This is a genomic window from Bradyrhizobium sp. Kon37 (assembly GCF_055807535.1).
Genome location: NZ_JBVVOY010000012.1, coordinates 1 through 25,516, shown reverse-complemented (window position 1 = coordinate 25,516; position 25,516 = coordinate 1). Strand labels below are relative to the sequence as shown.

Here is a 25,516-nt window from a genome sequence, read left to right as displayed (position 1 = left end):
CGTTCAGTCATTCCACTGGAGGAGCGGCGTTCCATGCGCCCTCCTCCAGACGGAGAGGAAACGCGGAAACCAGGAGTGGGCCACGGCGCCCTTGTAGGCCCAGGTGCGATATTTCAGGCCCTGCTCCGAGATCAGCTCCTGATAGCCGCCGTGGACTTCGGTCGCGGTGCGAATGTCCTTCAGAATTCCCCGGGCGCAGGAACGGTAAGTATTGCTCCCCGAGAATTCGTCATAGTCCAGCATGCGATCCGCGAATTCGACGTTGAACGTCGGCCAGGAGGACCGTCCCTGGTAGGCGGGAGCCGCGATCTTGTGGATCATCTTGTTCCGCGGATTATCCGCGGACACCAGGAAGTGGAATGTGCCGGGGATGCGAAAGCGCGGCTCCGCAATGATCAGATCCGCCGTGGCCGCGAACAGCGCGCGCTCGCTTTCCTTGCTCATATCCCAGAAGCCGCGATGCACACTGACGAAATCCAGCGCGACTGAGGACGCCGGCGAGCCCGTGGGACCATCAAGAGAATGCCTGATATGGCCGCCCTTGCCGAACAGGCGGAGAAGGTCCCTCTTGTACTGCGCCAGGTCGCGTCCGAGCCGCCGCTTCAGCTCGTTCTCGTCGACGATTCCGAGCTGCACGCCCCACGCGAACGTCGTGTAGACGCAGGCATTGGTGACGAAACGCCTGCGCTCGGCGCGCGTGTCGGTTGCCGCGGAGCGCGGAGTTCTGGCGTCGCACAGCAAATACGTGGAGCCGTCATCATTGAACGGCGCGAGCTCGCTTGCGAGCTGGAGGATCGCGCGCTTCAGATCACCGCAATATTCGGCCAGCAGCAGGCGGCCGGCATGCCCGCATTGCGACATCGCCAGATGGGATGACGCTCTCTCCTCGGCAGAGATCATCTGCTGAAGGCCGGCCAGAATGCCGAGCAGCGTATCCGAGGGGCGCGAGAAATAGTTCACGCCAAGATACCTGGCGCGCCCCGCCGGGACGATCGTCGTCGTGACGACGTTGGCGCGAACCGCTTCCAGCAGCAGGCGGACGCTCTTGTCGAGCAGACGAGCCCGCCGCACCGCATCCTGCGAATCCATGATGGTGTCGGGGTCTAGGACGTCGGGATAGAACCAGGCGAAGTCGCGCGGATAGTACGCAGAGGCGTGCGGCGCGCCGGTGACGAGAAAGGACTCGGTCAACGAAAAAGCGCTGTCCATCGAGTGCCGATAGAGGTCCTCGATGGACGTGAACGGATGATGCGACTTCCTCAGGAATCGATCACCGAGAAAATTCATCGCCTGAAGCGCGTTGGCAACGAAGGTCGGCGCGATCCCCTGGTAAAATCGGTTTTCGCCGGGGGATGGAGAAGAGATGCCGCTGTTCATAGGCGCCGTCGAATGGTGTCTCGTGGGTCGGCGGGAGGCCGTCGCGGCTCTAGACCTGTCTGATTCGTGTCTCTATCCCGTGACTTGCGGGCTCAGTTTAGCTTTGCCGCGGCCGAAAATTCTCGATCAGCCCCAGCAACACCCGCGCGCCGGCGTCGGCATCGGCGAGCTCGACATGCTCGTCCGGGTGATGGCTGATTCCGCCGCGGCAGCGGACGAAGATCATGCCGACATCGGCAATGTCGATCATGGCCATGCCGTCATGCCCGGCCCCGCTCGGCAGCTCGAACACGGAAAAACCTTCGGCTTTGATCGCCTGCGCGATCTGGTCCTTGAGCCAGGGTGCGCAGGGCGCGGTGCGGTTCTCGTGGGTGACGTCGAGCTGAAGCGATAGTTGACGGCGCTTTGCGATCGCCTCGATCTGCCTGACGATATCGGCGACCGCGCGCTTCCGGTGCATGTCGGTCGGCGCCCGCATATCGATGGTGAACGACACCTCGCCCGGAATGACGTTGGTTGCGCCGGGCCTCGCCTGGATGTAGCCGACGGTGCCGACCAGCCCACCCTCGTCGGTCCGGCAGAACTGCTCGATCGCGCCGATGCATTCGGCCGCGCCCGCCAACGCATCGCGCCGGAGCGCCATCGGCACCGTGCCCGCGTGCCCCGCCATGCCGGTCAGTCGCGCGGCAAGCCGTGTCGCGCCGGCGATCGCAGTGACAACCCCGACGGGGAGGTTTTGCGTTTCCAGCACCGGCCCCTGCTCGATGTGCAGCTCGAGATAGGCAAGCAGCTCGCGCCGGGCCCGCGCGGCCGCGCCGATATGATCGGGGTCGAGCCCGAACTGCACCAGCGCATCGCGCATGGCGACGCCATCGCGGTCGCGTGTGTTGAGGACGCTCTCGTCAAAAGTGCCGGCCACCGCGCGGCTGCCGAGCAAGGTCGAAGCAAAGCGCACCCCTTCCTCATCAGCAAAACCGACGATTTCGATCGCGAACGGGAGGCGCTTGCCGCGGCGGTTGAGATCGGCGACGCAGGCGATCGCCGTGATCACGCCCAACGGCCCGTCCCATTTGCCCGCATCGCGCACGGTGTCGTAGTGCGAGCCGAGCATCAGGCAAGGCGCGCCCGGCTGCTCGCCTTCGTAACGCCCGCAGACATTGCCGATCGCGTCGAGACGCGCACTCATGCCGGCGTCGCGCATCCAGCTCAGGATGAGGTCCGCCGCCTTGCGCAGCTCGCTGGTCAGATAGATGCGGGTGAGCTTGTCGCCTTCTTCCGAGATCGCCGCGAGCTCGTTGATCCCTCGCACGATCTCTTCGCCGAGCGAACCATTGTGAACGGCGTTACCAGCAGCCATCTCGGCGAGCTTTCCATCTCTTGGGACCGCAGCGACGGCGGTCCTGGCGGCAATCGATTCAAGTTCGGTGCCAGCGAAATCACGCGGCCGACACCGTTCCAATCAGCGCGTGGTTAGCATGAATGCGGTCGCCGGCAGACCACCCGGCCCCTCGTCATGCACATGTCCAGGCCGGTCAAAACTGCTTAACTCCATTGCATACAATTACACAAAAGTGCTTATAATTTCATCTGCTGCTTTCCTGATCAAGCTCGGATCTCTAAAAATAACTAATTGCTTTCAACGGCTTAATCGGAAACTGTCTCTCGGTTATCTCTGGCACGAAGCTTGCGACAATTGATCTCGTGCTCCGCCAGACCGGCGCAGCGCGAGATGAGGCGGTGCATCCGCCAAGGGGAGCAAGCAATGGAATTTGGCAGGATCTCACGACGTCATTTGTTGCAAGGCAGTGCGGCCCTCACACTCGGCGCGGCGGCCGGCGCCCGCCCGTCCTTTGCGGCTGAGACGACGATCGGTTTCATCTATGTCGGCTCGCGCGACGACTATGGCTACAACCAGGCGCATGCGCAGGGCGCGGCGGCGCTGAAGAAGATTCCCGGCCTCAAGGTCGTGGAAGAAGAGAAGGTGCCGGAGACCGACGCGGTCGAGAAGACGATCGAGTCGATGATCAATCTCGACGGTGCCACCCTGCTCTTCCCGACCTCGTTCGGTTACTACAATCCGCACATGGTCAAGATGGCCAACAAATTCCCGAAGCTGCACTTCGAGCACTGCGGCGGCCTGTGGAGCGACAAGGACCCGAAGAACGCCGGCAGCTATTTCGGCTATATCGATGAAGCCCAGTATATCTCGGGCATCGTCGCCGGCTACAGCTCCAAGAGCGGCAAACTCGGCTTCGTCGCCGCCAAGCCGATCCCGCAGGTGCTGCGCAACATCAACGCATTCACGCTCGGCGCGAGGCTTGCCAATCCCAAGGCCACCACACAGGTCATCTTCACCGGTGACTGGTCGATGCCGGTCAAGGAAGCCGAGGCCACCAACAGTCTGATCGACCAGGGCGTCGACGTACTGACCTGCCATGTCGACGGTCCGAAGACCATGGTCGAGAACGCCGCGCGTCGGGGCGCCATGGTGTGCGGCTATCACGTCAACCAGTCGCCGCTCGCGCCAAAAGCGTATCTCACGGGAGCCGAGTGGAACTGGGAAGCGTTGTACCCCAAGTTCGTCAAGATGATCGCCGCCGGCGAGAGCATCCCGAACTTCTATCGCGGCGGCCTCAAGGAAGAGATCGTCAAGACCTCGCCGTATGGCGAAGCGGTCTCCGCCGAGGCGCGCAAGCACGCCGACGACGTCAAGGCCAAGTTCTTGTCCGGTGACGGCTACGCCATCTTCAAGGGAGGCCTGGTCGACAACAAGGGCAAGACGGTGATCGCGGCCGGCACCGATCGCGGCCAGAAGGATCCCGAACTCGAGAAGATGGACTATCTCGTGGAGGGCGTGGTCGGGGCGACTTCGTGACGACGGAAGCTGCGGATTCCGTTGAAGCGGTCGGGACGGTTGCCCCGGCCGCCGATCCGGGATTCCTCCAGCGTCACGGCGGAGCGATCGAATATGTCCTGATCCCGGGCGCGGCGCTGGCCGGCGCGCTCGGGGTCTTCGGCATCTTCGTCGCGATGTTCGGCAAGAGCCCGCTCGACCTCTATTTCTACATGTACTACGGCGCGTTCGGCACCTGGTTCTCATGGCAAAACACGCTGACGCGCGCGGCGCCGCTGATCCTTACCGCACTCTGCACGGCGCTGCCCGCGCAGCTCGGCATGGTCATCATCGGCGGCGAAGGCGCACTTCTGGTCGGCGCGCTGTCGGCAACCAGCGCGGCACTGGTGCTTCAGGGCATGCCGCCGCTCATCGTGCAGATCGCCATGGTCATCGCGGGCGTGATCGGCGGCGGCCTCTGGGTGATGCTCTCGGGCGCGCTGCGGCAATATCGCGGCGTCAACGAGACGATCTCGAGCCTATTGCTCGTCTACATCGCGCTCGCGGTCCTCAACCATCTCGTCGAGGGCGCAATGCGTGATCCCGCGAGCCTCAACAAGCCGTCGACCCGCGAGATCGGCGCCGCCAACATGATCGGATCGATCCCCGGCACCGACGTGCATTGGGGTCTCGTATTCGGCCTGATCGCCGCGGTCGCCGCCTATATCCTGATCTATCACACTGTGTTTGGCTTCGCCGCGCGTGTTGCCGGCGGCAACATCCGCGCTGCGAAGATCGTCGGCCTCAATGTCAGCAAGCTGATCCTGACCATCTGCTTCCTCGCCGGCGGCGCCGCGGGCCTTGCCGGCATGGTCGAGGTCGCCGCCGTGCAGGGGCGCACCAACGCCAACCTCGCCGCGGGATACGGCTTCACCGGGATCCTTGTCGCCTTCCTGGCGCGGCAAAATCCGCTCGCCATTATCCCCGTCGCGATCCTGCTCGGTGGTATCAGCGCCAGCGGCGGGCTGTTGCAGCGTCGCCTCGGATTGCCGGATGCATCCGTGCTGGCGCTGCAAGGCATCATCTTCGTCTTCGTGCTGGCGAGCGATGCGCTCTACGGCCGCATCGGATTTCTGAAGGGAAAGTCCTGAGATGGCAGACGGCTCGATCGGACTCTGGACCGTCCCGCTCGCCGTGCTCGGCGGCGCCATTCGCGTCTCGACGCCGTTCTTGTTCGTGAGCCTGGGGGAATGCATCACCGAGCGCTCCGGCCGCATCAATCTCGGCCTCGAAGGCACGCTGGTGATGGGCGCGATGAGCGCCTATGGCATTTCCTATGTCACGGGATCGCCGTGGCTGGGCGTGCTCGCCGCTGGCATCACCGGCGCGCTTCTGGGCGCGCTGCATGCCGGCATCTGCTCGTTGCCGCGCGTCAACGACGTCGCGGTCGGCATCGCGCTGATGCTGTTCGGCACCGGGCTTGCCTTCTACCTCGGCAAGCCGCTGATCGAGCCCACCGCACCTCGACTGCCCGCAATCGATTTCGGCTGGTGGAGCGATATTCCGCAGGTGCGCGCGGCCCTACGGGTTAACGTGCTGTTCCTGATCGGCGTCGCGCTCGCGCCAATTCTCTACTGGGCCTTCCGGACCACGCGCTGGGGCCTCCTGATCCGCACCGCCGGCGAGAGTTCGGACGCCGCGCGTGCGATGGGCCACTCCGTGCTGTTGATCCGCCTGCGCGCGACCATGGTCGGCGGCTTCCTCGCCGGCATCGGCGGCTCGTTCCTGTCGCTGTTCTATCCCGGCAGCTGGAACGAGGGCCTGTCCTCGGGCCAGGGCATCACGGCCGTGGCGCTCGTGATCTTCGCGCGCTGGGACCCCTTGCTGTGTCTGTGGGCCTCGCTCGCCTTCGGCGGCGCCGCGGCGCTGGGCCCGGCGCTGCAATCGGTCGGCGTCACCTCCGGCTACCACCTCTTCAACGCCGCACCCTACATCCTGACGCTGGCGATCATGATCATCACCTGCTCGCCGAAACGCACGCTGACCGGAGCCCCGGCCGAATTGTCGATCACCCGCTAGGAAGCGAATCATGCCCGAGCGCACCATCAAGTCCGAGCCCTATGCATGGCCCTATAACGGCGATCTCCGCCCCGACAACACCGCGCTCATCATCATCGACATGCAGACCGATTTCTGCGGCGTCGGCGGCTATGTCGACAAGATGGGCTACGACCTCTCACTGACGCGGGCGCCGATCGAGCCGATCAGGAGACTGCTCACCGCAATGCGGAGCCAAGGCTTTCACATCATCCACACCCGCGAAGGCCACCGTCCCGATCTCTCAGATTTGCCCGCCAATAAGCGCTGGCGTTCCCGGCAGATCGGCGCCGGCATCGGCGACCCCGGACCCTGCGGCCGCATCCTGGTGCGCGGCGAGCCCGGCTGGGACATCATCCCGGAGCTCGCGCCGCTGCCCGGCGAGCCCATTATCGACAAGCCGGGCAAGGGCTCGTTCTGCGCCACCGATCTGGAGCTGATCCTGCGGGTACGCGGCATCGAGAACATCGTGCTCACTGGGATCACCACCGACGTCTGCGTTCACACAACCATGCGCGAGGCCAACGACCGCGGCTTCGAATGCGTACTGCTGCACGATTGCTGCGGTGCCACCGACAAGAGCAACCACGACCACGCACTGAAGATGATCAAGATGCAGGGCGGCGTGTTCGGCGCGGTCTCGACCTCCGACGCTTTCATCGGAGCGATTTCGTGATCGTCGGCGAAACGCCGCCGCCATCGGGCGCCTTCGGCGTCGATGCCATCGCCATGACCATGCGCTTCGGTGATTTCCTGGCGCTGGACAATGTCGCGCTGAAAGTGCGGCCGGGTTCGTTCCATGCGCTGCTCGGCGAGAACGGCGCCGGCAAGTCGACCCTGGTCAAATGCATCATGGGTTACTATCACGCCACCGAGGGCGACATCCTGGTCGGGGGGCGCGAGCAGGCGATCGGCAATCCGAAGGACGCCCACGCACTCGGCCTCGGCATGGTCTACCAGCATTTCACCCTGGTGCCGGCGATGACGGTCGCCGAAAATCTGGTGCTGGCGCGCGATGACGTGCCGGCTGTCGTGAACTGGCCGAAAGAGATGAAGGAGCTCGAGGCCTTTCTCGCGCGCATGCCGTTCAAGGTCCCGCTCAGCGCAAAAGTCGCCGACATCTCCGCGGGCGAGCGGCAGAAATGCGAGATCCTCAAGCAGCTCTACCTGAAGCGCCGCTTCCTGATCCTGGACGAGCCAACATCAGTGCTAACCCCTGCGGAAGCCGACGAAGTGCTCGGCATGCTCCGTGACATGGTCGTCAAGGGCGAGCTGACCATCCTGATGATCACGCACAAGTTCCGCGAGGTCATGGCCTTCGCCGACGACGTCACGATCCTGCGCCGCGGCAAGCTCGCCGGTGCCGGCAAGGTGTCCGAACTGACGCCGGACGCGATGGCGCGCACCATGATCGGCGCCGAGGAGCTGACAGTGCAGCCGCCCCGCACCGGAGAGGCCGGCAAGGCGAGGCTGGAACTGGCGAAGATGCGCGCGCTCGACGACGCCGGCGCCATCGCCGTTCATGATGTCTCCCTCACGGTCCGCGCCGGCGAGATCGTCGGTATCGCCGGCGTCTCCGGCAACGGCCAGCGCCAGCTCGTCGAGGTGCTGGCCGGGCAGCGCGCAGCCGAGAGTGGCGAGATCCGTGTCGCCGGCGATCTTTATCACGCCAGCCGCGAGGAGATGCGGCGGCATAACATGTCCCTCCTGCCGGAGGAGCCGCTGAAGAACGCTTGTGTCGGCGGCATGAGCGTCGCCGACAACATCGCCTTCCGCGAGTTCGACCGCGCGCCTTTCGCTAGCCTCGGCTGGTGGCTCAACCGCGGTGCCTTCCGCGTCGACGCCAGGAAGAAGATCGCCCAGTACAAGATCAAGACCCGCACGCCCGACACGCCGATCTCGGCACTGTCGGGCGGCAACGTCCAGCGCGCCGTGCTAGCCCGCGAGCTCGGCGGCGACGCCGAGGTGCTGATCGCAGCCAATCCCTGTTTCGGGCTCGACTTCGCGGCGGTGGCGCAAATCCATGCCGAGATCATGGCCGCGCGCAACCGCGGCGCCGCGGTGCTGTTGGTGAGCGAGGACCTCGACGAACTCCTTGAACTCTCCGATCGGCTGGTGGTGATGTTCCACGGCGAATTCGTGTATGAAGCACGGACCAGCGAAGCCGATCTCACCGTGGTCGGCCGGCATATGGCGGGGCATTGACCAGGGGAGAGCGATGAGCGGCGGGTCCGAGCGCGACGAGCACTTCCTCCGCCTTTCCTTTGCGGTCGCCCGCCGTTCCCTCACCCACGGCAACCATCCTTTCGGCTGCATCGTTGTCGATGCCGAGGGCAAGGTCCTGATCGAGGCCGAGAACGGCTACATGCCGGATCACGACGGCACCGCGCATGCCGAGCGCCTCGCCGCAACACAGGCCTGCCGCACGCTCGGACGCGAGGTATTGGCGAGGGCCACACTCTATTCCTCCGCCGAGCCCTGCGCGATGTGCGCCGGCGCGATCTACTGGGCCGGCATCGGCCGTGTCGTCTATGGCCTCAGCGAGCACCGCCTGCGCGGCATCACCGGCGATCATCCGGAGAACCCAACCCTCGACCTGCCATGTCGCGAGGTTTTTGCCAGCGGCCAGCGGCCGACCCAGGTTGCAGGGCCGCTGCTCGAAGACGAGGCCGAAGCGCTGCACGATGGCGTGTGGACGAAGTAGACGGCGCCGAGCGGGCCTTGCCCCGCACTCACCGAAGGGCCGCCTGACGGTACCCAGCCCATCCCCCAAACGAAGATGACGCCGCGGAGGTTTGACGCGGCGCCATCGTCGTTCACCTGAAGCCTGTCAGGTGGCTAGAACTTCACAGTGATACCGGAGTAGAGCGAGGACTCGGTGCAGGAGCCGGTGCTCACCCTCGCGCCACCGGCCAGGGTGGTGCAGGCCACGGCGTTGTTGTGATCGAGGCCGAACTTGTTCTGCCAATAGCGGTAGGCGACCCAGACGTCGACGAAGTGCGAGTACTTCTCACCCCAAATCGCCTTCGAGGCATCGAGGGTCAGGCGGATCGGCTCGGAGTTGAACTCGACCTTGGTCGGATAGACGCCGTTGGCGACGCTGGCGGGAAGTGGCTCGGTGTCGGTGCCCTTCTTGCCGTACCACGCCGCGCGACCGCTGATCGAGAAATACTGCATGTTCTGCGGCAGGAAGCCGAGGTCCATATAGTAGTTGGTTTCGATCGCCCAGGTCGGCTTGAACGACGTGTTGCCGTCAGCAATACACGGAGCGGACCAACCGGCGCCGCACTGCGAGAAGGAGTTGTGGTTGGCGAACTCCCAATACACCAGCGGCGCGACGTTGAAGTAGCCCTTATAGGGAAGATCGAAGGCGAACTGCAGACCGGCGACAACGTCGCGCTTGGCGGCGCCGAAATACCGGTTCTCCGTGTTGGCATCCATGCCAACCTCGAACGAGATGTTGTGCAGCGGGCCCTGGGTGAAAGCCTTGGTGTTGAAGATCTCGTTCCAGCCGAAGGTTGAGCGGAAAAGGCCGTAGATTTCTGTCGCGCCGGCACAGCTCGTCGGCGTCGCTGCGAACCCTGCAGCCGGCGAAACGACCACGCCTGTGGCGGTGCAGGGGCCTGCCGGATCGTTGTGGTCCGATTTGAACATCGAGATGGTGAAGAAGTTGGTGCCGTAAGTCCAGGCATCGAAGTGGGTGAAGGAGTAGACCTGCTTCGTCGTCTTGGCGTTGATCACACCATTGGTGTTGGTGAATGCACCGGGCTGCGAGGCATTGAAGATGTAGGAGAAGGTGACGCGGTCGTCGATCACCAGGAAGAACGGAAGGTCAGCCGCCTTCTTGGCAGCCTTGACCGGCAAGTCGGCTGCCTGAGCCATGCCACCGGTAGCGAGCGTAGCAAGTGACAGCGCCGCCGCCGCAACTGCCTTCATACGAAACGACATCCGAATACCCCCAAGTTTGGACACGTAAAAATGAACGTCCCTTGGGTGCGACACTTGCGCCGATCTCCCGGAGTGAGAAGCCTCAACTTGTTTCAAGGCATGCCGCTTGTTTGCACAGGGCGCTGCGTTTCACCGGCGGATTTGGAAGGCCAAGCCTCACCGCCACACGGTCAGGCGAGAGCGGCATTGCCGGATATTCCCGTTTGATTTCGCTCGCCTTTTCATCTCGAGCGGACGAGGCAGACAAGATGGGCCGGAGCTACTGTCGCGGTGTTCGCAAATGCATACGCGTGATGGCGCGTCTCTGCTTAACTTCACGCCAAGCCTGCATAGCGGGTTCCGATTTGGCTTGAGCCGTCACAAATTTGCAACACGCGTCGCACGCAAGTCGGGACTGCAAAGGCTGCTCGGCAGGCATTTGAGGACAATCGCCGCCCGGCGACAGCCCCGACTCGCCGACACCACTTGCCTGCCGAAGCGTTGAGCAAGGGATGACGCTTTTTCACACCTTACGCGGCGGTTCAAACTAGCCCAGTATTGAGGCACTTCACCCCATGCAAGCGCATCAGCGAATGTTGGATCCCACGGCTAACAGCCTGCATTCCGGCGAGTCCCCGCTCCTCAGGACGGTCGGGCTCACCAAGCGCTATGGCGATTTCCTCGCCAACGATGCCATCGACATCGACATCTGGCCAACGGAAATCCACGCGCTGCTGGGCGAGAACGGCGCCGGCAAGTCGACGCTGGTCAAGGCGATCTACGGGCTGATCCAGCCCAGCGCTGGCCAGATTTTCTGGCAGGGCCAGCCGATCGTGCTGTCTGGTCCCTCGGAAGCGCGCAGCCGCGGCATCGGCATGGTGTTCCAGCATTTCTCGTTGTTCGACAATCTCACCGTCGCCGAGAACGTTGCGCTCGGCCTCGACGGGAAAGAATCCTTCAAGGACATGTCGGCGCGGCTTGAGCAGGTGTCGAAGACTTATGGTCTGCCGCTCGATCCCAAACGCGAGGTCTGGCAATTGTCGGTCGGCGAGCGCCAGCGCATCGAGATCGTCCGCGCGCTGATGCAGGATCCGCAATTCCTGATCCTTGACGAGCCCACCGCGGTGCTGACGCCACAGGAAGCCGACCAGCTCTTCGTCGTGCTGGAGCGGCTCAAGGCCGAAGGCCGCGCGATCCTCTATATCAGCCACAAGCTCGAAGAGGTGAAGCGGCTGTGCGACACGGCAACGATCCTGCGCGGCGGCAAGAAGGTGGAGACCTGCAATCCCAGGCTTGAGACCGCCGCTTCGCTCGCGCGCATGATGGTCGGCGGCGAGATCAAGGAGGTGAAGGCGGCGGCCGGCCGGCAGACCACCGTGCCGCGCCTCGTCGTCAACGACCTCTCGCTCGCCCCCGGCGAGGCGCATGGCGTGCGACTCGAGCACATCTCGTTCGAGCTGAAGGGCGGCGAGATCCTCGGCATCGCCGGGGTCGCCGGCAACGGCCAGGACGAACTGTTCGCCGCGCTGTCCGGCGAACGCCTGTCGAAAGACCCCGGCACGATCGTGATCGAAGGCCTTGCTGCCGGCCATCTCTCGATCACGCAGCGCCGCAAGCTCGGCGCGGCCTTCGTTCCCGAGGAGCGGCTCGGCCACGGCACCGCGCCGCGCATGAAGCTTTCGGAGAATGCGCTGCTCACCGGGCACGCCGCCAGCGGCATGGTCCATCACGGCTTCATCGATACTGCGGCCACTCTGAAGACGGTCGACCGCGCAACCGAGACGTTCGACGTCCGCAAGGCCAAGCGAGATCCGGAAGCAGCATCCCTCTCCGGCGGCAATTTGCAGAAATTCATCGTGGGACGCGAGATCCTGCGCAATCCCGCGGTGCTGGTAGTGAGCCAACCGACCTGGGGCGTCGACGCCGGCGCTGCCGCCGTCATCCGCCAGGCGCTGCTTGATCTCGCAACCGCAGGCGCCGCCGTGCTCGTCACCAGCCAGGATCTCGACGAGCTCGCGGAAATCGCCGACCGCATCGCCGTGATGTTCCATGGCCATCTGTCTACGCCGCTCGCCACCAGCGAGGCGACGCGCGAAAAACTCGGCCTGTTGATGGGCGGCAGCACGCTGGAGCCGAAGGAGGCCGCGCATGCAGTTGGTGCTTGAGAAGCGCGCCGAGCGCTCCAACACGATCGCGCTGATCTCTCCGCTGATCGCGATCGGCCTCACGATCGTGACCATGGTCATCCTGTTCGCGATTCTCGGCAAGAATCCGCTGCTTGCCCTGCACGCCTATTTCATCGCGCCTTTGACCGACAGCTATTCGCTCCAGGAAATCGCGGTGAAGGCGACACCGCTGGTGATGATCGCGATCGGACTATCGCTCTGCTATCTCGCCAATGCCTGGAACATCGGCGCCGAAGGGCAGTTCCTGATCGGCGCCGTCGCCGGAAGCTGGATTGCGGTGAAGACGCAGGGCACCGACGCCGGCGTCTGGGTGCTGCCGGTCATGCTGGTGCTCGCCGCCGCCGCGGGCGCGCTCTACGCACTGATCCCGGCAATCTGCAAGGTGAAGTTCGGCGCCAGCGAGATCCTGACCAGCCTGATGCTGGTGTATGTGGCCGATCTCTTCCTCGACTATCTCGTGCGCGGCCCCTGGCGCGATCCGCACGGTTTCAACTTCCCGACCACGGCCGAGTTCGATCCGGTCGCAACGGTGCCGCTGCTGATCGAAGGCGGCCGGCTGCATCTTGGCTCCATCATCGCCCTTCTCGTCGTCGCTGCGGCGGCGATCCTGCTCGGACGCACCATCAAGGGATTCGAGATTCGCGTGGTCGGTGCAGCGCCCCGCGCGGCGCGGTTCGGCGGCTTCAATTCCAACCAGTTGATCCTCCTGACCTTCGCCGTCTCGGGCGCCCTGGCCGGCCTCGCCGGCATCATCGAGGTCGCGGGTCCGGTCGGGCATCTGCAGCCCGGCATCTCGCCGGGTTACGGTTTTACCGCGATCATCGTCGCCTTTCTCGGCCGGTTGAATCCCCTTGGAATATTAATTGCAGGCCTTTTTCTCGCATTGACCTTTATCGGCGGCGAGCAGGCGCAGATCGCGATGAAGATCCCGTTGGACGTCACCAAGGTTTTTCAGGGCATCCTGCTGTTCTACGTGCTTGCCTGCGATTCCCTCATTCTCTACCGCTTCAAGCTGGTCTTCCCGAACCGACAGGTGGCTCGTGGAACTCATTGAAGCCATCATTCTCGCAGTGCTCGCCGCCTCGACGCCGCTCCTGATCGCGGCGACCGGCGAGCTCGTGACCGAGCGCTCCGGCGTGCTCAATCTCGGCGTCGAGGGCATGATGATCGTCGGCGCCGCATGTGGCTTTGCAGGTGCGTGGCTGACCGGCTCGATCTTCATCGGCGCGCTGTTCGGCATCGTCGCCGGCACATTGATGTCACTGGTCTTCGCACTGATGGCGCTCGGGCTTGCGGTCAACCAGGTTGCGACAGGGCTAGCGCTGACCATCCTGGGCGTGGGGCTCTCCGGCCTGATCGGCGCCGGTTTCGTCGGCGAGCGCATCACGCCGGCAACGCATCTTTACATTCCCGGCCTCACGGATATTCCGCTGGTCGGCCGCGTGCTGTTCGGCGAGGACGCCTTTGTCTATTTCTCGCTGGCGCTGGTCGCCGGCGTCTGGTGGTTCCTGTACCGCACGCGGTCGGGATTGATCCTGCGCGCCTGCGGCGCCAACCACGTCTCCGCGCATGCGCTCGGCTACCCCGTTCTGCGCATCAGAACCATCGCCGTGATGTTCGGAGGCGCCTGCGCCGGGCTTGCCGGCGCCTACCTGCCGCTCGCCTATACGCCGTTCTTCATTCCAGGCATGACCGCAGGCCGCGGCTGGATCGCGCTGGCGCTGGTGGTGTTCTCGTCCTGGCGGCCGGGCCGCCTCGTGGTCGGCGCGTATCTGTTCGGCGCGGTGACGATCCTGCAGCTGCACGCGCAGGGCTGGGGCGTCGGCATTCCCTCGCAGTTGATGTCGGCGCTGCCGTATCTTGCGACTGTCATCGTCCTGGTCCTGCTCTCCCGCGCGCGCACGGGCGGATCGACGGCGCCGGCTGCACTCGGCACCGTGTTCGTGCCGGACCGCTAGCGTTTCATTTCCGCGGCGTGCGCGATGGGGCGCGCACGTTGGGGATCGTGGCTTTCCCCTGATGTTTGGAGATTGATAATGAGGAAATCACTTCTTGCGCTGACTGCCGGGCTTTTGCTTGCCGGGAGCGTCAGTGCAGCCTCCGCCGCCGACAAGCTGAAAGTCGGATTTATCTACCTCGGCCCGGTCGGTGACCTCGGCTGGACCTATCAGCATGAGCTGGCACGCCAGGCGCTGGTGAAGGAGCTCGGCGACAAGATCGAGACCACGTTTCTCGAAAACGTGCCTGAAGGCCCCGACGCCGAGCGCTCGATCGAGCAGCTCGTCCGCGCCGGCAACAAGCTGATCTTCACCACCTCGTTCGGCTACATGGATCCGACGCTGAAGGTCGCGAAGAAATATCCGAACGTGCATTTCGAGCACGCGACCGGATACAAGCGCAACCCGAACATGTCGACCTATTCGGCCAAATGGTACCAAGGCCGCTACATCCAGGGCCTGATCGCGGCCAAGATGTCGAAGTCCGGCGTGCTCGGCTATATCGGTTCGTTCCCGATTCCCGAGGTCGTCTCCGGTATTAACGCGACGATCCTCGCTGCACAGACCATCAACCCGAACATCAAGGTCAAGATCATCTGGGCCAACACCTGGTTCGACCCGGGCAAGGAGGCCGACGCCGCCAAGGCGCTGATCGACCAGGGCGCCGACGTCATCATGCAGCACACGGATTCGCCGGCCGCGATGCAGATCGCCAGCGAACGCGGCAAGCTCGCCTTCGGCCAGGATTCCGAGATGATCAAGTTCGGGCCGAAGACCCAGCTGACCTCGATCCTCGATACCTGGGGTCCCTACTACATCGCCCGGGTCAAGGCCGAGCTCGACGGAACCTGGAAATCCGAGGACAGCTGGGGCGGCCTCGACAGCCACATGTTCGCGATGGCGCGCTACACCAACATGCCTGACGACGTGAAGAAGATCGCCGAGGACGCCCAGGCCGCGATCACCGCGGGCAAGTTGCATCCGTTCAAGTGCCCGGTCCTTGGGCAGGACGGCAAGCCTGTCGAGTGCAAGGGCGGCGCCAATCTCGACGACGGCCAGATCCTCGGCATGAATTTCTACGTCAAGGGCATCGACGACAAGCTGCCGGGCAAGTAGCACGCTTCTTGCTTTGTCTAAATCACCTGCTCCTCCCGGAACAGGTTCGGAGGGGGTGGCCAGAAGCACCCGGCACTTGTGGTCGCCCCCTCTTTCTATTTTCGCCTGGATATTATCCGGCCTGCATGGCCCGAGCCGCCGAACTGTGGCGGTGGATGAGGTCTGCCACGTCAAGGCCGGGGATCGCGCCGTCGACCACGGCCCATTTCCCTGCCACCATCACCCTGTCCGCCCGATGCGCCCCGCACAGCACCAGAGCGGCCAGGGGATCGCCATGGCCGGAGAAGCGCAGCTCGTCGAGCCTGAACAGCGCGAGATCGGCCGCCTTGCCGGCGGCGATCTCGCCGAGTTCCGGCCGACCGACGCAGGCTGCCGAACCCTTGGTGGCCCAGCGCAGCGCATCCTTGTGACTAACCTTCGTCACCCCGTAGCGCGCCCGTTGCAACAGGAACGCGGCCCGCACCTCCTGCATCAGGTTCGATCCGTCGTTCGAGGCCGAGCCATCGACGCCGATGCCGATGCCGACACCGGCCTCCTCCATCTCGCAGACGGGGCAGCAGCCGGAGGCCAGAAGCTGGTTGCTGCAGGCGCAATGACTGATCGTCGTCTTCGCCTTGCCGAGCCGCTTCATCTCGTCTGCATTGAAGAAGATGCCATGGGCGAGCCACGTCCGCGCATTGAGCCAGCCGCATTGTTCGAGATAGTCGAGCGGACGGCAGCCATACATCTCCTGGCAGAATTTGTTCTCGTCCTCGGTCTCGGCAAGATGGGTATGCAGGCGCACGTCGAGCTTGTCGGCCAGATCAGCGGTGGCGCGCATCAGGGACGTCGTCACCGAGAAGGGCGAGCAAGGTGCGAGCGCGATCTGCACCATCGCATCCGCGCCACGCTGGTGGTACTTGGCGACCACGCGCGCGCTGTCCGCGAGGATGGTGTCCTCATCCTGCACGACGCAATCGGGCGGCAGACCGCCGTCGCGCTGCGACAGGTTCATCGAGCCGCGCGTGAGCAGCACGCGCACGCCAAGCCGTTTTGCGACTGCGACCTCGATGTCGACGGAGTCCTCAAGGCCTGCCGGAAATACGTAGTGATGATCCGTCGTGGTGGTGCAGCCCGACAACAGCAGTTCGGACATCGCCACGGTGACGCCGAGCTCGAGAGCTTCAGGCGTCAGCTTCGCCCATACCGGATAGAGCGCCTGGAGCCAGGGAAACAGCTCGCGGTCCATCGCCGCGGGCAGCGCCCGCGTCAGGGTCTGGTAGAAATGATGATGGGTGTTGATGAGACCCGGCAGCACGACGTGGTCGCCAGCATCGAACACCGCGACGTCAGCGGTTGCGGGCGCAGCGCCGGCCGGCACCAGCTCGACGATCCGGCCGTCCTGCACCACGATCCCGCGCTCGGCGCCATCGGCGAGGATAGCCAGGGGATCCCTGATCCAGATCGGCTTTGCGTCGCTCATGTATCTGCTCCTCCTCACATCCGCTGACGACAGGCCTGCAAGGCAGGGCCCGGCCTGATTGCACTTTTGCTGCGACTTGTTGTTGCGACTTGGCGCTCGTCTTGCAAGACTTTCTCCTGGCTCGATTCACTCGTTGGAAGCGTTGGCGTCGCCATGGACTTGAATACCATCACAGCGGTCGCCCATCCGCAAACGCGCGCGCAGCTGCCCGTTTGGACGCCAGGTGATGCTTGGCTCGCGGGCGGCACCTGGCTGTTCTCGGAGCCGCAGGTTCACTTGACTCGGCTCATCGATCTCACCGACCTCAAATGGCCGGCGCTGACGGTCACCGAGAGCCATTTCAGCATCGCGGCCACCTGTACCGTTGCGCAGCTCGATGGATTCGTCTGCCCACCGGATTGGTTCGCAGCGCCGCTGATCAACCAGTGCTGCCGCGCCTTCCTTGCTTCGTTCAAGATCTGGAAGACGGCGACCGTCGGCGGCAATCTCTGCATGTCGCTGCCGGCGGGACCGATGATCTCGCTCACCGCTGCGCTGGAGGGCATCTGCACGATCTGGAAGGCCGGCGGCGGCGAACAGATGATGCCCGTCGTCGACTTCGTCACCGGCAACCAGCACAACCTTCTGGCGCCGGGCGACCTGCTCCGGCAGATCGATATTCCGATCGCCGCGCTGAAGCGCCGTACGGCCTTCCGCCAGATTTCGCTGGCGCCGGTCGGCCGCTCGGCGGCGCTCCTGATCGGCAGTCTGGATGCCGCTGGCATGCTGACGCTCACAGTCACCGCCTCGACGGTACGGCCGATCCGGCTGTCCTTTCGCGAGGCCCCCGACGCGAAGGCGCTTCGCGACGCCATCGCGCAGCAGATCACGGACGATCTGTACCACACCGACATCCACGGCAAGCCGCTCTGGCGCAAGCACATGACACTGCGGCTTGCCGAAGAGATCCGCGACGAACTCCTCGGAGCACCGTCGCCATGAGCTTCGAGGTCAACGGCAAGCCGTTTTCGCACGAGCCACGCGCCGGCCAGTGCCTGCGCACGTTCCTGCGCGAGCTCGGTCATTTCGGCGTGAAGAAGGGCTGCGACGCCGGCGATTGCGGCGCCTGCACCGTGCTGCTGGACGGCGAGCCGGTGCATAGCTGCCTGATTCCGGCGTTCCGCACCGAAAGCCGTGCCGTCACCACGATCGAAGGCCTCGGCGGTGACAGCGGCGCGCATCCGATGCAGCAGGCATTCCTTGATGCACAGGGCTTTCAATGCGGCTTCTGCACCGCCGGCATGATCCTGACCTGCGCCTCGCTGAACCAGGCGCAGCGCACCGATCTCGGCGTGGCGCTGAAGGGCAATATCTGCCGCTGCACCGGCTATCGTTCGATCGAGGATGCGTTGCTCGGCAAGACCAATATCGAGGAGAGCGTCGAGGCCGGCGCCGCATTCGGCCGCAGCCTGCCGGCGCCAGCAGGCCCCGATGTCGTGCGCGGCAAGGCGCGCTACACGTTCGACACGCAGGTCGACGGATTGCTGCATATCAAGCTGCTCCGTTCACCGCATGCCCACGCGAGGATCGTCGCGATCGACAAGTCGGAAGGGCTGAGCGTTCCCGGCGTGCACGCGGTGCTGACGCATGAGGATGCGCCAACCACTCTGATGTCGACCGCGCGGCATGAGCAGGACTGGATGGATCCCGAGGACACCCGTGTCCTCGACGACATCGTCCGCTTCATCGGCCAGAAGGTCGCTGCCGTCGTCGCAGACAGCGAAGCCGCCGCCGAGGACGCATGCCGCCGGCTGAAGGTCAGTTACGAGATTTTGCCCGCGCTGGTCGATCCGGAGCAGGCGATGGCGCCCGGCGCGCCCGTCATTCATCCCGACCGCACCACCGAAAATCGTGTTGCCAACGCCCAGCGCAACCTCGCCGCGGAGACGCATGGCGAATTCGGCGACGTGGCCGCTGCGCTCGCGACATCCGCCGTCACCTTCGAGGGCACCTTCCATAGTCACCGTGTGCAGCATGCCGCCTTGGAAACCCATGGCGGCCTCGCCTGGCTCGATGCTTCGGGCGTGCTCAATGTCCGCACCTCGACGCAGGTGCCGTTCCTGACCAGGCGCGCACTGTCTGATATCTTCAAGCTTCCCATGGACAAGGTCCGCGTGTTCTGCGAGCGCGTCGGCGGCGGCTTTGGCGGCAAGCAGGAGATGTTCGTCGAGGACATTCTGGCGCTCGCCGCGCTCAAGACCGGACGGCCGGTGAAGCTGGAGCTCACCCGCGAGGAGCAGTTCATCGCGACTTCGACGCGGCATCCGATGCGAGTCCACGTCAAGGCCGGTGCCGACGCGGACGGCAAGCTCACGGCGCTCCAGCTCGACGTGCTCTCCAACACCGGCGCCTACGGCAATCACGCCGGCCCCGTGATGTTCCACTCGCTGGCCGAATCCATCAGCGTCTACAATTGCCCGAACAAGCGGGTCGACGGCTACGCGGTCTACACCAATACGGTGCCGGCAGGCGCGTTTCGCGGTTATGGCTTGCCGCAAACACTGATCGCGGTCGAGGCCGCGATCGACGAACTGGCCAAGCAGCTCGGCATCAGCCCTTACGAGATGCGCCGGCGCAATGTCGTCAAGCCCGGCGACCCCATGCTGTCGCCGCCGCCGTCGGAATTTCACGACGTGCTCTACGGCTCCTACGGGCTCGACCAGTGCCTCGACCTCGTCGAGCGCGCGATGCGGGCCGATGGTCCGCAGCCGGAGCTGTCGCCGGAGTGGCTGATCGGCGACGGCGTCGCGCTGACCATGATCGACACGGTGCCCCCGGCGGGCCATCTCGCGGATGCGAGGATCGCGCTCAACGACGACGCCGGCTTCGACCTCACGGTCGGCACCGCCGAATTCGGCAACGGCACGAGCACCGTGCACCGGCAGATTGTGGCGACGACGCTTGCGACCACCGTCGACCGGATCCGCCTGCGCCAGTCCGACACCGCCCATGGCGGCCACGACACCGGCGCCTATGGCAGCGCCGGCATGTTCGTCGCCGGCAAGGCGACGCATGCGGCAGCCATGCAGCTTGCGACCGAGCTGAAGGCGGCCGCCGCCGGCGCATGGCTCTGCGATGTCGGGAGCTGCACCCTCGAGAGCGAAGGCGTCGTCAGTGGCGTGCGGCGGATGTCCTTTGTGGAGCTGGCCAAGCTCGCGCGCGAACGCGGACAGCCGTTCGCAGGCGCCGGCAATTCCGGCGGCACGCCGCGTTCGGTCGGCTTCAACGTGCAAGGCTTTCGCGTCGCCGTGAACAAGGGCACCGGCGAGCTCCGGATTCTCAGGAGCGTACATGCGGCGGACGCGGGCGTCGTCGCCAATCCCATGCAGTGCCGCGGTCAGGTCGAAGGCGGCGTCGCGCAGGCGCTCGGTGCCGCGCTCTACGAGGAGATGGTGATCGACGCGGACGGCCGCGTCGCCAACCCCAAATTTCGCGACTACCACCTGCCCTCCTTCGCCGACGTGCCCCGCACCGAGGTCTTCTTCGCCGAGACATCCGACACGATCGGACCGTTGGGGGCAAAATCGATGAGCGAGAGTCCGTACAATCCGGTCGCCGCCGCGCTCGGCAACGCGATCGCCGATGCCACCGGCATCCGCTTCACGGCGCCGCCCTTCAAGCCGGACCGGCTGTTTCCGGCGCTGCACGATAAGTTTGGGTAGGCATATTTCGGGGGATTGATCCATGAGCAGCGAAGTGCATCCCGTCGACGAGGTCTTGCCGGTCCCGCGCCTGCTGGCGCTCGGGCTGCAGCATGTGCTGGTGATGTATGCCGGCGCGGTCGCGGTGCCCCTGATCATCGGGCGCGCGCTGAAGCTGCCGCCGGAGGATGTCGCTTTCCTGATCAGCGCCGACCTGTTCGCCTGCGGGCTTGCGACGCTGGTGCAATGTCTCGGCTTTCCCGGCGTCGGCATCCGCCTGCCCGTGATGATGGGCGTGACCTTCGCATCCGTCGGTCCGATGCTGTCGATGGCGGCTTCACCTGACATCGGCCTGCTCGGCATCTACGGTTCGGTGATCGCGGCCGGCCTGTTCGGCATTGTCGCGGCGCCGTTCGTCAGCCGGCTGCTGCCGCTGTTCCCGCCCGTCGTCACCGGCAGCATCATTCTCGTCATTGGAATCTCTTTGATGCGGGTCGGCATCAACTGGGCGGGCGGCGGCCTGCCGACGCTGACGAAGGTGGTCGACGGCGTCGCCGGCAGCTTTCCCAATCCGGCCTACGGACAGCTACAGGGGCTCGGCATCTCGCTGTTCGTACTGCTCTTCATTCTCGGCCTGATCAAATGGGGCACCGGCTTCCTCGCCAACGTCTCCGTGCTGCTTGGCATCATCGCCGGTGCCGTGCTTGCGAGCATCCTTGGCGTGATGCATTTCGACAAGGTGGCTGCGGCGTCCTGGGGCGCCGTCGTGATCCCGTTCCGCTTCGGCATGCCGCAATTCCATCTGGTGCCTGTCATCACCATGTGCGTCGTCATGGTCGTCGTGATGATCGAATCACTCGGCATGTTCCTCGCGCTCGGCGACATCACCGGCAAGACGGTCGATCGCGATGCCCTCAGCCGGGGCCTGCGCGCCGACGGCGGCGGCACGCTGCTCGGCGGCATCTTCAACACGTTCCCGTACACGTCGTTCTCGCAGAATGTCGGCCTCGTCTCGGTCACAGGCGTGCGCTCGCGCTGGGTCACGATCACGGGCGGCTGCATCATGCTCGTGCTCGGCCTGTTGCCGAAGCTCGCCGCGCTGGTCGAAGCCGTGCCGCTGGTCGTGCTCGGCGGCGCCGGCCTCGTGATGTTCGGCATGGTCGCCGCGACCGGCGCACGCATCCTCACCTCGGTCGACTTCCGCACCAATCGCTACAATCTCTTCATCGTCGCGATCTCGATCGGCTTCGGCCTGATCCCGCTCGCCGCACCCGGCTTCTTCAGGAATTTGCCGCATGATCTGCAGCCGCTGCTGGAGTCCGGCATCCTGCTCTGTGCGATCGTCTCGGTGCTGCTCAACGCCTTCTTCAACGGATTGAGCGGCGGTGCAGCGGCGGAAGCGGATGCGGCAGCTGCCGCCTCATCCGCGCAACACGTCTAACTGCCGCGATAGGTCGAATAGCTCCACGGCGTGACCAGCAGCGGCACGTGGTAGTGGCTTTCCGGCTCGCTGATCGCGAAACGCAGCGGGATCTCGTCGAAGAAAGGCGGGTCGGAGAGCTGCACGTTGCGCTCGGCGTAATATTTGGCAACGCTGAAGCGAAGCTCGTAGCGGCCGATCGGCAGCGGGCGGCCGCCGATCAGCGGCTGGTCGGTGCGGCCGTCCGCGTTGGTCACCGCGCGCGCGATCACGCGGCTCTCGCCGAGGTTCGCGAGCTCGACCAGCTCGACCGGAATGCCCGGCGCGGGCTTACCGGCGTGGTTGTCCAGCACGTGGGTCGAGAGTCGGCCATGGACCTTGAGCTTATCATCGGCTGCGACGAGTTGATTAAGCCGCAACGCAGCGATGCGGGAGATTTCCTCGAGCGCACGGCGTGTCTCGGTCTTGGCAATGTTCTGCAGTCGCGACTCGAAGTCACGCAGAATGGAATCCTTGGTGTGCCGGCGCGCGCAGATGATATAGGGGATACCAAATTTTTCGCGATACGCATTGTTCGCCCGCTCGAAGGCCGCATATTCGGTGTCCGAAAGACGATCTAGACCAGCGCTGCTCTGCTCGGCAGTCGAATCAGGCGTGAGTCCCGCTGCGCGCTGGGTCTTGTTCGCGAGGTCGGGATGCGCGCGTATCAACGCCAGCTGCACCTCGGGCTCAGCGCTAGCGATCGCCGCCTTGATCGCGTCGAGCAGTGAATTGATGCCGGCAAACGGACGGCGCGCCGCGGCTTCTTGGGCAATCCAAGGCGAGTACTCGACCACGTTTTCAAGTACTGCCACGAAATCATCGAAGCTCGCAGCATTGAGATCAGACAAGGCGATCTGTGACATTGCTTCCCTATCCGATCTCGAAAGCATCGTCGGCAAGGCCCGCGAGCTTGTCGTGCCAATGCCGGGCGATCTGCAACCGCGTCGGCACCCAGACGCGCTCGTGCTTGCCGATGTGGTCGAGGAAGCGGATCAGCCCCGCCGCGCGGCCAGGGCGGCCGGCGAGACGACAATGCAGGCCGACCGACATCATCTTCGGCGCGCTCTCGCCTTCGGCATAGAGCACGTCGAAGGCGTCCTTCAGATAGGTAAAGAACTGCTCGCCTTCGGCAAAGCCTTGCGGATTGATGAAGCGCATGTCGTTGGCGTCGAGCGTATAGGGAATCACGAGCTGCTTGCCGCTCGCGGCCTTGACCCAATAGGGCAGATCATCGGCATAGGAATCGCTGAGATAGAGGAAGCCGCCCTCCTCCATCAACAGACCGTTGGTGTTGATCGAGGAGCGTCCGGTATACCAACCGAGCGGCCGCGAGCCGGTCGCTGCGGTGTGGACGCGGATCGCTTCCGCGATCTCCGCGCGCTCCTGCGCCTCGGTCATGTCCTTGTGCTCGATCCACTTCAGGCTGTGGCTGGCGATGTCCCAGCCCGCCTCCTTCATCGCAGCTACGATTTCCGGATTGCGCTTCAGCGCCGTGGCGACACCGAACACGGTGGTCGGCCACTTGCGCTCGCTGAATATCCGCCACAGCCGCCAGAAGCCGGCGCGCGAGCCATATTCGAACATCGATTCGATGTTGGCATGGCGTTGGCCGGGCCAAGGCTGTGCGCCGAGCACGTCGGACAGGAACGCTTCCGAGGCAGGGTCGCCATGCAGGATGTTGTTTTCGCTGCCCTCCTCGAAATTGACGACGAACTGTACCGCGACCCGCGCGTTGCCGGGCCATTGCGGGTGCGGCGGGTTGCGGCCGTAACCGCGGAGATCGCGCGGGTAGCGGGGCTCAGTCACTCAGACTTCCTCGAAGCGGATCGGCAGCGCGCCCTTCCACAGCACGCTCTTGCCGAGCGTCGCCAGATTCTCCAGGCCGGAGGTCAGCGTGATGAAATGGTTGCCGGCGAGCTGGCCCATCTTGCTCGCGAAGTGCACGCCGCCATAAGCCATCAGGATCTCGGTCTCGCTGATGCCGCCGGGATAGAGGATGATCTGACCGGGTGCGGGATAACTGGTGTGGTTCTCGTAGCCGACACCGAAATCGAGGTCGCCGAGCGGCATCCACACGCCCTCGCCGCTCCAGCGCACGTGGATGATGTGGCTTTCGAACGGCAGCGCCTTGCGGAACGCGGCGACAGTCTTGGGCGCCGCTTGCTCCTCGAAACGGGCATCGAATGTGAAGTCGCCGGCGCGGATCACGAGTTTGGTCATCTCATCTCTCTGGATCGGGGGCGGTGGCCCCACGGGGAATTTTCAGGCAAAGAGCACTCCGTCGGGCTTCGCGCAAGGGGCGCGGCCCGTTACCTGCGGTCGTAGGACCAGCCGAAAACGCCACTCCGCCGCGTCTCGGGCTCCGGCTCGGCGGCGGCCTGCGGCGCCTCCCTCAGTTCCGCCTGCGGCGGCGGAGGGGGCACCGGCAAATTCTCGCATTTCATGGAGTAGACCAGCTTGCCGTCCGCGGTCCGCCCGATCGGCGCGCAGGGGTCCGGATGCGCCGCCGAGGTTTTTGGGGTCAGCTTGACCTGCGCCACGGCCGGCGAGGCGATCAGCAGAAGGACCAGCAGATATTTCGACATCATTGTCGCCCAGAAACCAAATTTGGCCCATTGAACCGGATTGCACAGGTCGAGTCCATCGGGGCTATGGGCGCGATTGCCGAATATTTAGCCGAGGCTAGAAAATTGGCTCGCCCCAATGTGATGTCGCGAGCGCTGATATCGGCTGGGCGCATCGCCATGTCAGCCGCGACGGCGACCAAACAAAACACACATCTCACAGCCGGGCTGTCGTCACGGGAGAAAGAAACAATGCAAAAGACTTTCATCATTCTCGGCGCGACGCTAATTGCCGCCGCCACGATCCAGACCGCCGCTGCGAACGACCGTCGTCATGTCCGCAAGGCGCAACCCCATCCCATCACCCAGTCGGTGCGCGACTCCAACGCCGCGCTCTGGCCGTCGCAGCCGACCGAGCCCGACTGGTCGCGCTATTCCAACGGCGCGATGTCCGCACCAGCGGGACGGTGATACGGGAAGCATGGCGCAATCAAGCGAAACTGCCTCCAAATCGTCATTGCGAGGAGCCCTTGCGACGAAGCAATCCAGACATTTTCCCGGATGCATTTCTGGATTGCTCCCGCCTTCGCTAAAGCTTCGGCGGACAAGTCGCTGCGCTCGCAATGACGGAGTATGAGGCGGCAGCGCCAGTCCAGCTCGCATTTTTGAATCGCAGACACGCCTTCGCGTCCTCGCGGCGCGTTTCGCCCGAGCTTTGCTTCGTCACTCCACCCTCTTATCCAAGAGGGCGCAGGGAAGGCCGGGTGCCGGCTGGCACCCGCGGTCCGCTGCGCGAAAAGCACACGCAGGAAAAC

Annotated in this window: 22 protein-coding genes; 14 read left to right on the top strand and 8 right to left on the bottom strand. The window is 64.5% G+C overall.

Annotation, left to right across the window (positions count from 1 at the left end; genetic code table 11):
• Positions 1–3: 3 nt before the first annotated feature.
• Positions 4–1,377, bottom strand: a complete 1,374-nt coding sequence (locus AC0L3J_RS21735; protein WP_473348257.1) for a hypothetical protein — start codon at positions 1,375–1,377, stop codon at positions 4–6.
• Positions 1,378–1,474: 97 nt separating this feature from the next.
• Positions 1,475–2,734, bottom strand: coding sequence for an allantoate amidohydrolase (locus tag AC0L3J_RS21730; RefSeq protein ID WP_473348256.1), 1,260 nt, complete (start codon positions 2,732–2,734; stop codon positions 1,475–1,477).
• 405 nt (positions 2,735–3,139) lie between these two features.
• Here AC0L3J_RS21730 and AC0L3J_RS21725 point away from each other — a divergent pair, with 405 nt between their 5' ends.
• The 6 genes from AC0L3J_RS21725 to AC0L3J_RS21700 are packed head-to-tail and all read left to right on the top strand — an operon-like array spanning position 3,140 to position 9,011.
• A complete protein-coding gene (locus AC0L3J_RS21725; protein WP_473348255.1) occupies positions 3,140–4,252 on the top strand; it encodes a BMP family ABC transporter substrate-binding protein in 1,113 nt (370 codons plus the stop codon).
• Positions 4,249–5,361 carry an ABC transporter permease gene (locus AC0L3J_RS21720; RefSeq protein ID WP_473348254.1) on the top strand — a complete coding sequence of 371 codons (1,113 nt, stop codon included), beginning with the start codon at positions 4,249–4,251 and terminating at the stop codon, positions 5,359–5,361. The genes AC0L3J_RS21725 and AC0L3J_RS21720 overlap by 4 nt, the downstream gene beginning before the upstream one ends.
• Position 5,362: 1 nt before the next feature.
• Complete coding sequence (locus AC0L3J_RS21715; protein ID WP_080136340.1) at positions 5,363–6,289, top strand: ABC transporter permease; 927 nt, start codon at positions 5,363–5,365, stop codon at positions 6,287–6,289.
• Positions 6,290–6,299: 10 nt separating this feature from the next.
• Positions 6,300–6,983 carry a biuret amidohydrolase gene (gene biuH, locus AC0L3J_RS21710; RefSeq protein ID WP_473348253.1) on the top strand — a complete coding sequence of 228 codons (684 nt, stop codon included), beginning with the start codon at positions 6,300–6,302 and terminating at the stop codon, positions 6,981–6,983.
• On the top strand, positions 6,980–8,512 hold the full coding sequence (locus tag AC0L3J_RS21705) for an ABC transporter ATP-binding protein (RefSeq protein WP_473348252.1): 1,533 nt from the start codon (positions 6,980–6,982) through the stop codon (positions 8,510–8,512). Before biuH ends, AC0L3J_RS21705 begins: the two co-directional genes overlap by 4 nt.
• Before the next feature lie 13 nt (positions 8,513–8,525).
• Complete coding sequence (locus AC0L3J_RS21700; RefSeq protein ID WP_473348251.1) at positions 8,526–9,011, top strand: nucleoside deaminase; 486 nt, start codon at positions 8,526–8,528, stop codon at positions 9,009–9,011.
• Positions 9,012–9,145: 134 nt separating this feature from the next.
• Here AC0L3J_RS21700 and AC0L3J_RS21695 read toward each other — a convergent pair whose 3' ends face one another.
• Positions 9,146–10,255, bottom strand: coding sequence for a hypothetical protein (locus AC0L3J_RS21695; protein ID WP_456768884.1), 1,110 nt, complete (start codon positions 10,253–10,255; stop codon positions 9,146–9,148).
• Positions 10,256–10,827: 572 nt separating this feature from the next.
• On the opposite strand from AC0L3J_RS21695, the gene AC0L3J_RS21690 reads away from it, so the two are divergent.
• From AC0L3J_RS21690 to AC0L3J_RS21675, 4 genes are all read left to right on the top strand, one after another.
• Complete coding sequence (locus AC0L3J_RS21690; RefSeq protein ID WP_473348250.1) at positions 10,828–12,399, top strand: ABC transporter ATP-binding protein; 1,572 nt, start codon at positions 10,828–10,830, stop codon at positions 12,397–12,399.
• Complete coding sequence (locus AC0L3J_RS21685; RefSeq protein WP_473348249.1) at positions 12,383–13,474, top strand: ABC transporter permease; 1,092 nt, start codon at positions 12,383–12,385, stop codon at positions 13,472–13,474. Before AC0L3J_RS21690 ends, AC0L3J_RS21685 begins: the two co-directional genes overlap by 17 nt.
• Positions 13,461–14,378, top strand: a complete 918-nt coding sequence (locus AC0L3J_RS21680) for an ABC transporter permease (RefSeq protein ID WP_473348248.1) — start codon at positions 13,461–13,463, stop codon at positions 14,376–14,378. Before AC0L3J_RS21685 ends, AC0L3J_RS21680 begins: the two co-directional genes overlap by 14 nt.
• 78 nt (positions 14,379–14,456) lie before the next feature.
• Positions 14,457–15,533 carry a BMP family ABC transporter substrate-binding protein gene (locus AC0L3J_RS21675; RefSeq protein ID WP_473348247.1) on the top strand — a complete coding sequence of 359 codons (1,077 nt, stop codon included), beginning with the start codon at positions 14,457–14,459 and terminating at the stop codon, positions 15,531–15,533.
• A 112-nt stretch (positions 15,534–15,645) separates the two neighbouring features.
• On the opposite strand, the gene AC0L3J_RS21670 is transcribed toward AC0L3J_RS21675, so the two are convergent.
• A complete protein-coding gene (locus AC0L3J_RS21670) occupies positions 15,646–16,995 on the bottom strand; it encodes an 8-oxoguanine deaminase (protein ID WP_473348246.1) in 1,350 nt (449 codons plus the stop codon).
• A 153-nt stretch (positions 16,996–17,148) separates the two neighbouring features.
• Between AC0L3J_RS21670 and AC0L3J_RS21665 the strand changes: the two genes are divergently transcribed.
• Genes AC0L3J_RS21665 through AC0L3J_RS21655 form a run of 3 tightly spaced genes read left to right on the top strand, consistent with a single transcriptional unit; the run spans position 17,149 to position 22,116 of the window.
• Entirely contained in the window at positions 17,149–17,976 is an 828-nt protein-coding gene (locus AC0L3J_RS21665; protein ID WP_473348245.1) for an FAD binding domain-containing protein, read from the top strand.
• The gene (locus tag AC0L3J_RS21660; RefSeq protein WP_473348244.1) at positions 17,973–20,696 is read left to right on the top strand and encodes a molybdopterin-dependent oxidoreductase; all 2,724 of its coding nucleotides are present in this window, start codon (positions 17,973–17,975) and stop codon (positions 20,694–20,696) included. Before AC0L3J_RS21665 ends, AC0L3J_RS21660 begins: the two co-directional genes overlap by 4 nt.
• A gap of 22 nt (positions 20,697–20,718) precedes the next feature.
• Complete coding sequence (locus AC0L3J_RS21655; RefSeq protein ID WP_473348243.1) at positions 20,719–22,116, top strand: nucleobase:cation symporter-2 family protein; 1,398 nt, start codon at positions 20,719–20,721, stop codon at positions 22,114–22,116.
• Here the strand turns inward: AC0L3J_RS21655 and uraD are convergent.
• From uraD to AC0L3J_RS21635, 4 genes are all read right to left on the bottom strand, one after another.
• On the bottom strand, positions 22,113–23,000 hold the full coding sequence (gene uraD, locus AC0L3J_RS21650; protein WP_473348242.1) for a 2-oxo-4-hydroxy-4-carboxy-5-ureidoimidazoline decarboxylase: 888 nt from the start codon (positions 22,998–23,000) through the stop codon (positions 22,113–22,115). The genes AC0L3J_RS21655 and uraD overlap by 4 nt on opposite strands.
• Positions 23,001–23,007: 7 nt before the next feature.
• Positions 23,008–23,943, bottom strand: coding sequence for an allantoinase PuuE (puuE, locus tag AC0L3J_RS21645; RefSeq protein ID WP_473348241.1), 936 nt, complete (start codon positions 23,941–23,943; stop codon positions 23,008–23,010).
• Positions 23,944–24,357: a DUF3830 family protein gene (locus AC0L3J_RS21640; protein ID WP_007601448.1), complete on the bottom strand. Its 414-nt coding sequence runs from the start codon at positions 24,355–24,357 to the stop codon at positions 23,944–23,946.
• A gap of 89 nt (positions 24,358–24,446) precedes the next feature.
• On the bottom strand, positions 24,447–24,725 hold the full coding sequence (locus AC0L3J_RS21635) for a hypothetical protein (protein ID WP_473348240.1): 279 nt from the start codon (positions 24,723–24,725) through the stop codon (positions 24,447–24,449).
• 228 nt (positions 24,726–24,953) lie between these two features.
• Between AC0L3J_RS21635 and AC0L3J_RS21630 the strand changes: the two genes are divergently transcribed.
• Entirely contained in the window at positions 24,954–25,172 is a 219-nt protein-coding gene (locus AC0L3J_RS21630) for a hypothetical protein (protein WP_219685272.1), read from the top strand.
• Positions 25,173–25,516 lie beyond the last annotated feature (344 nt).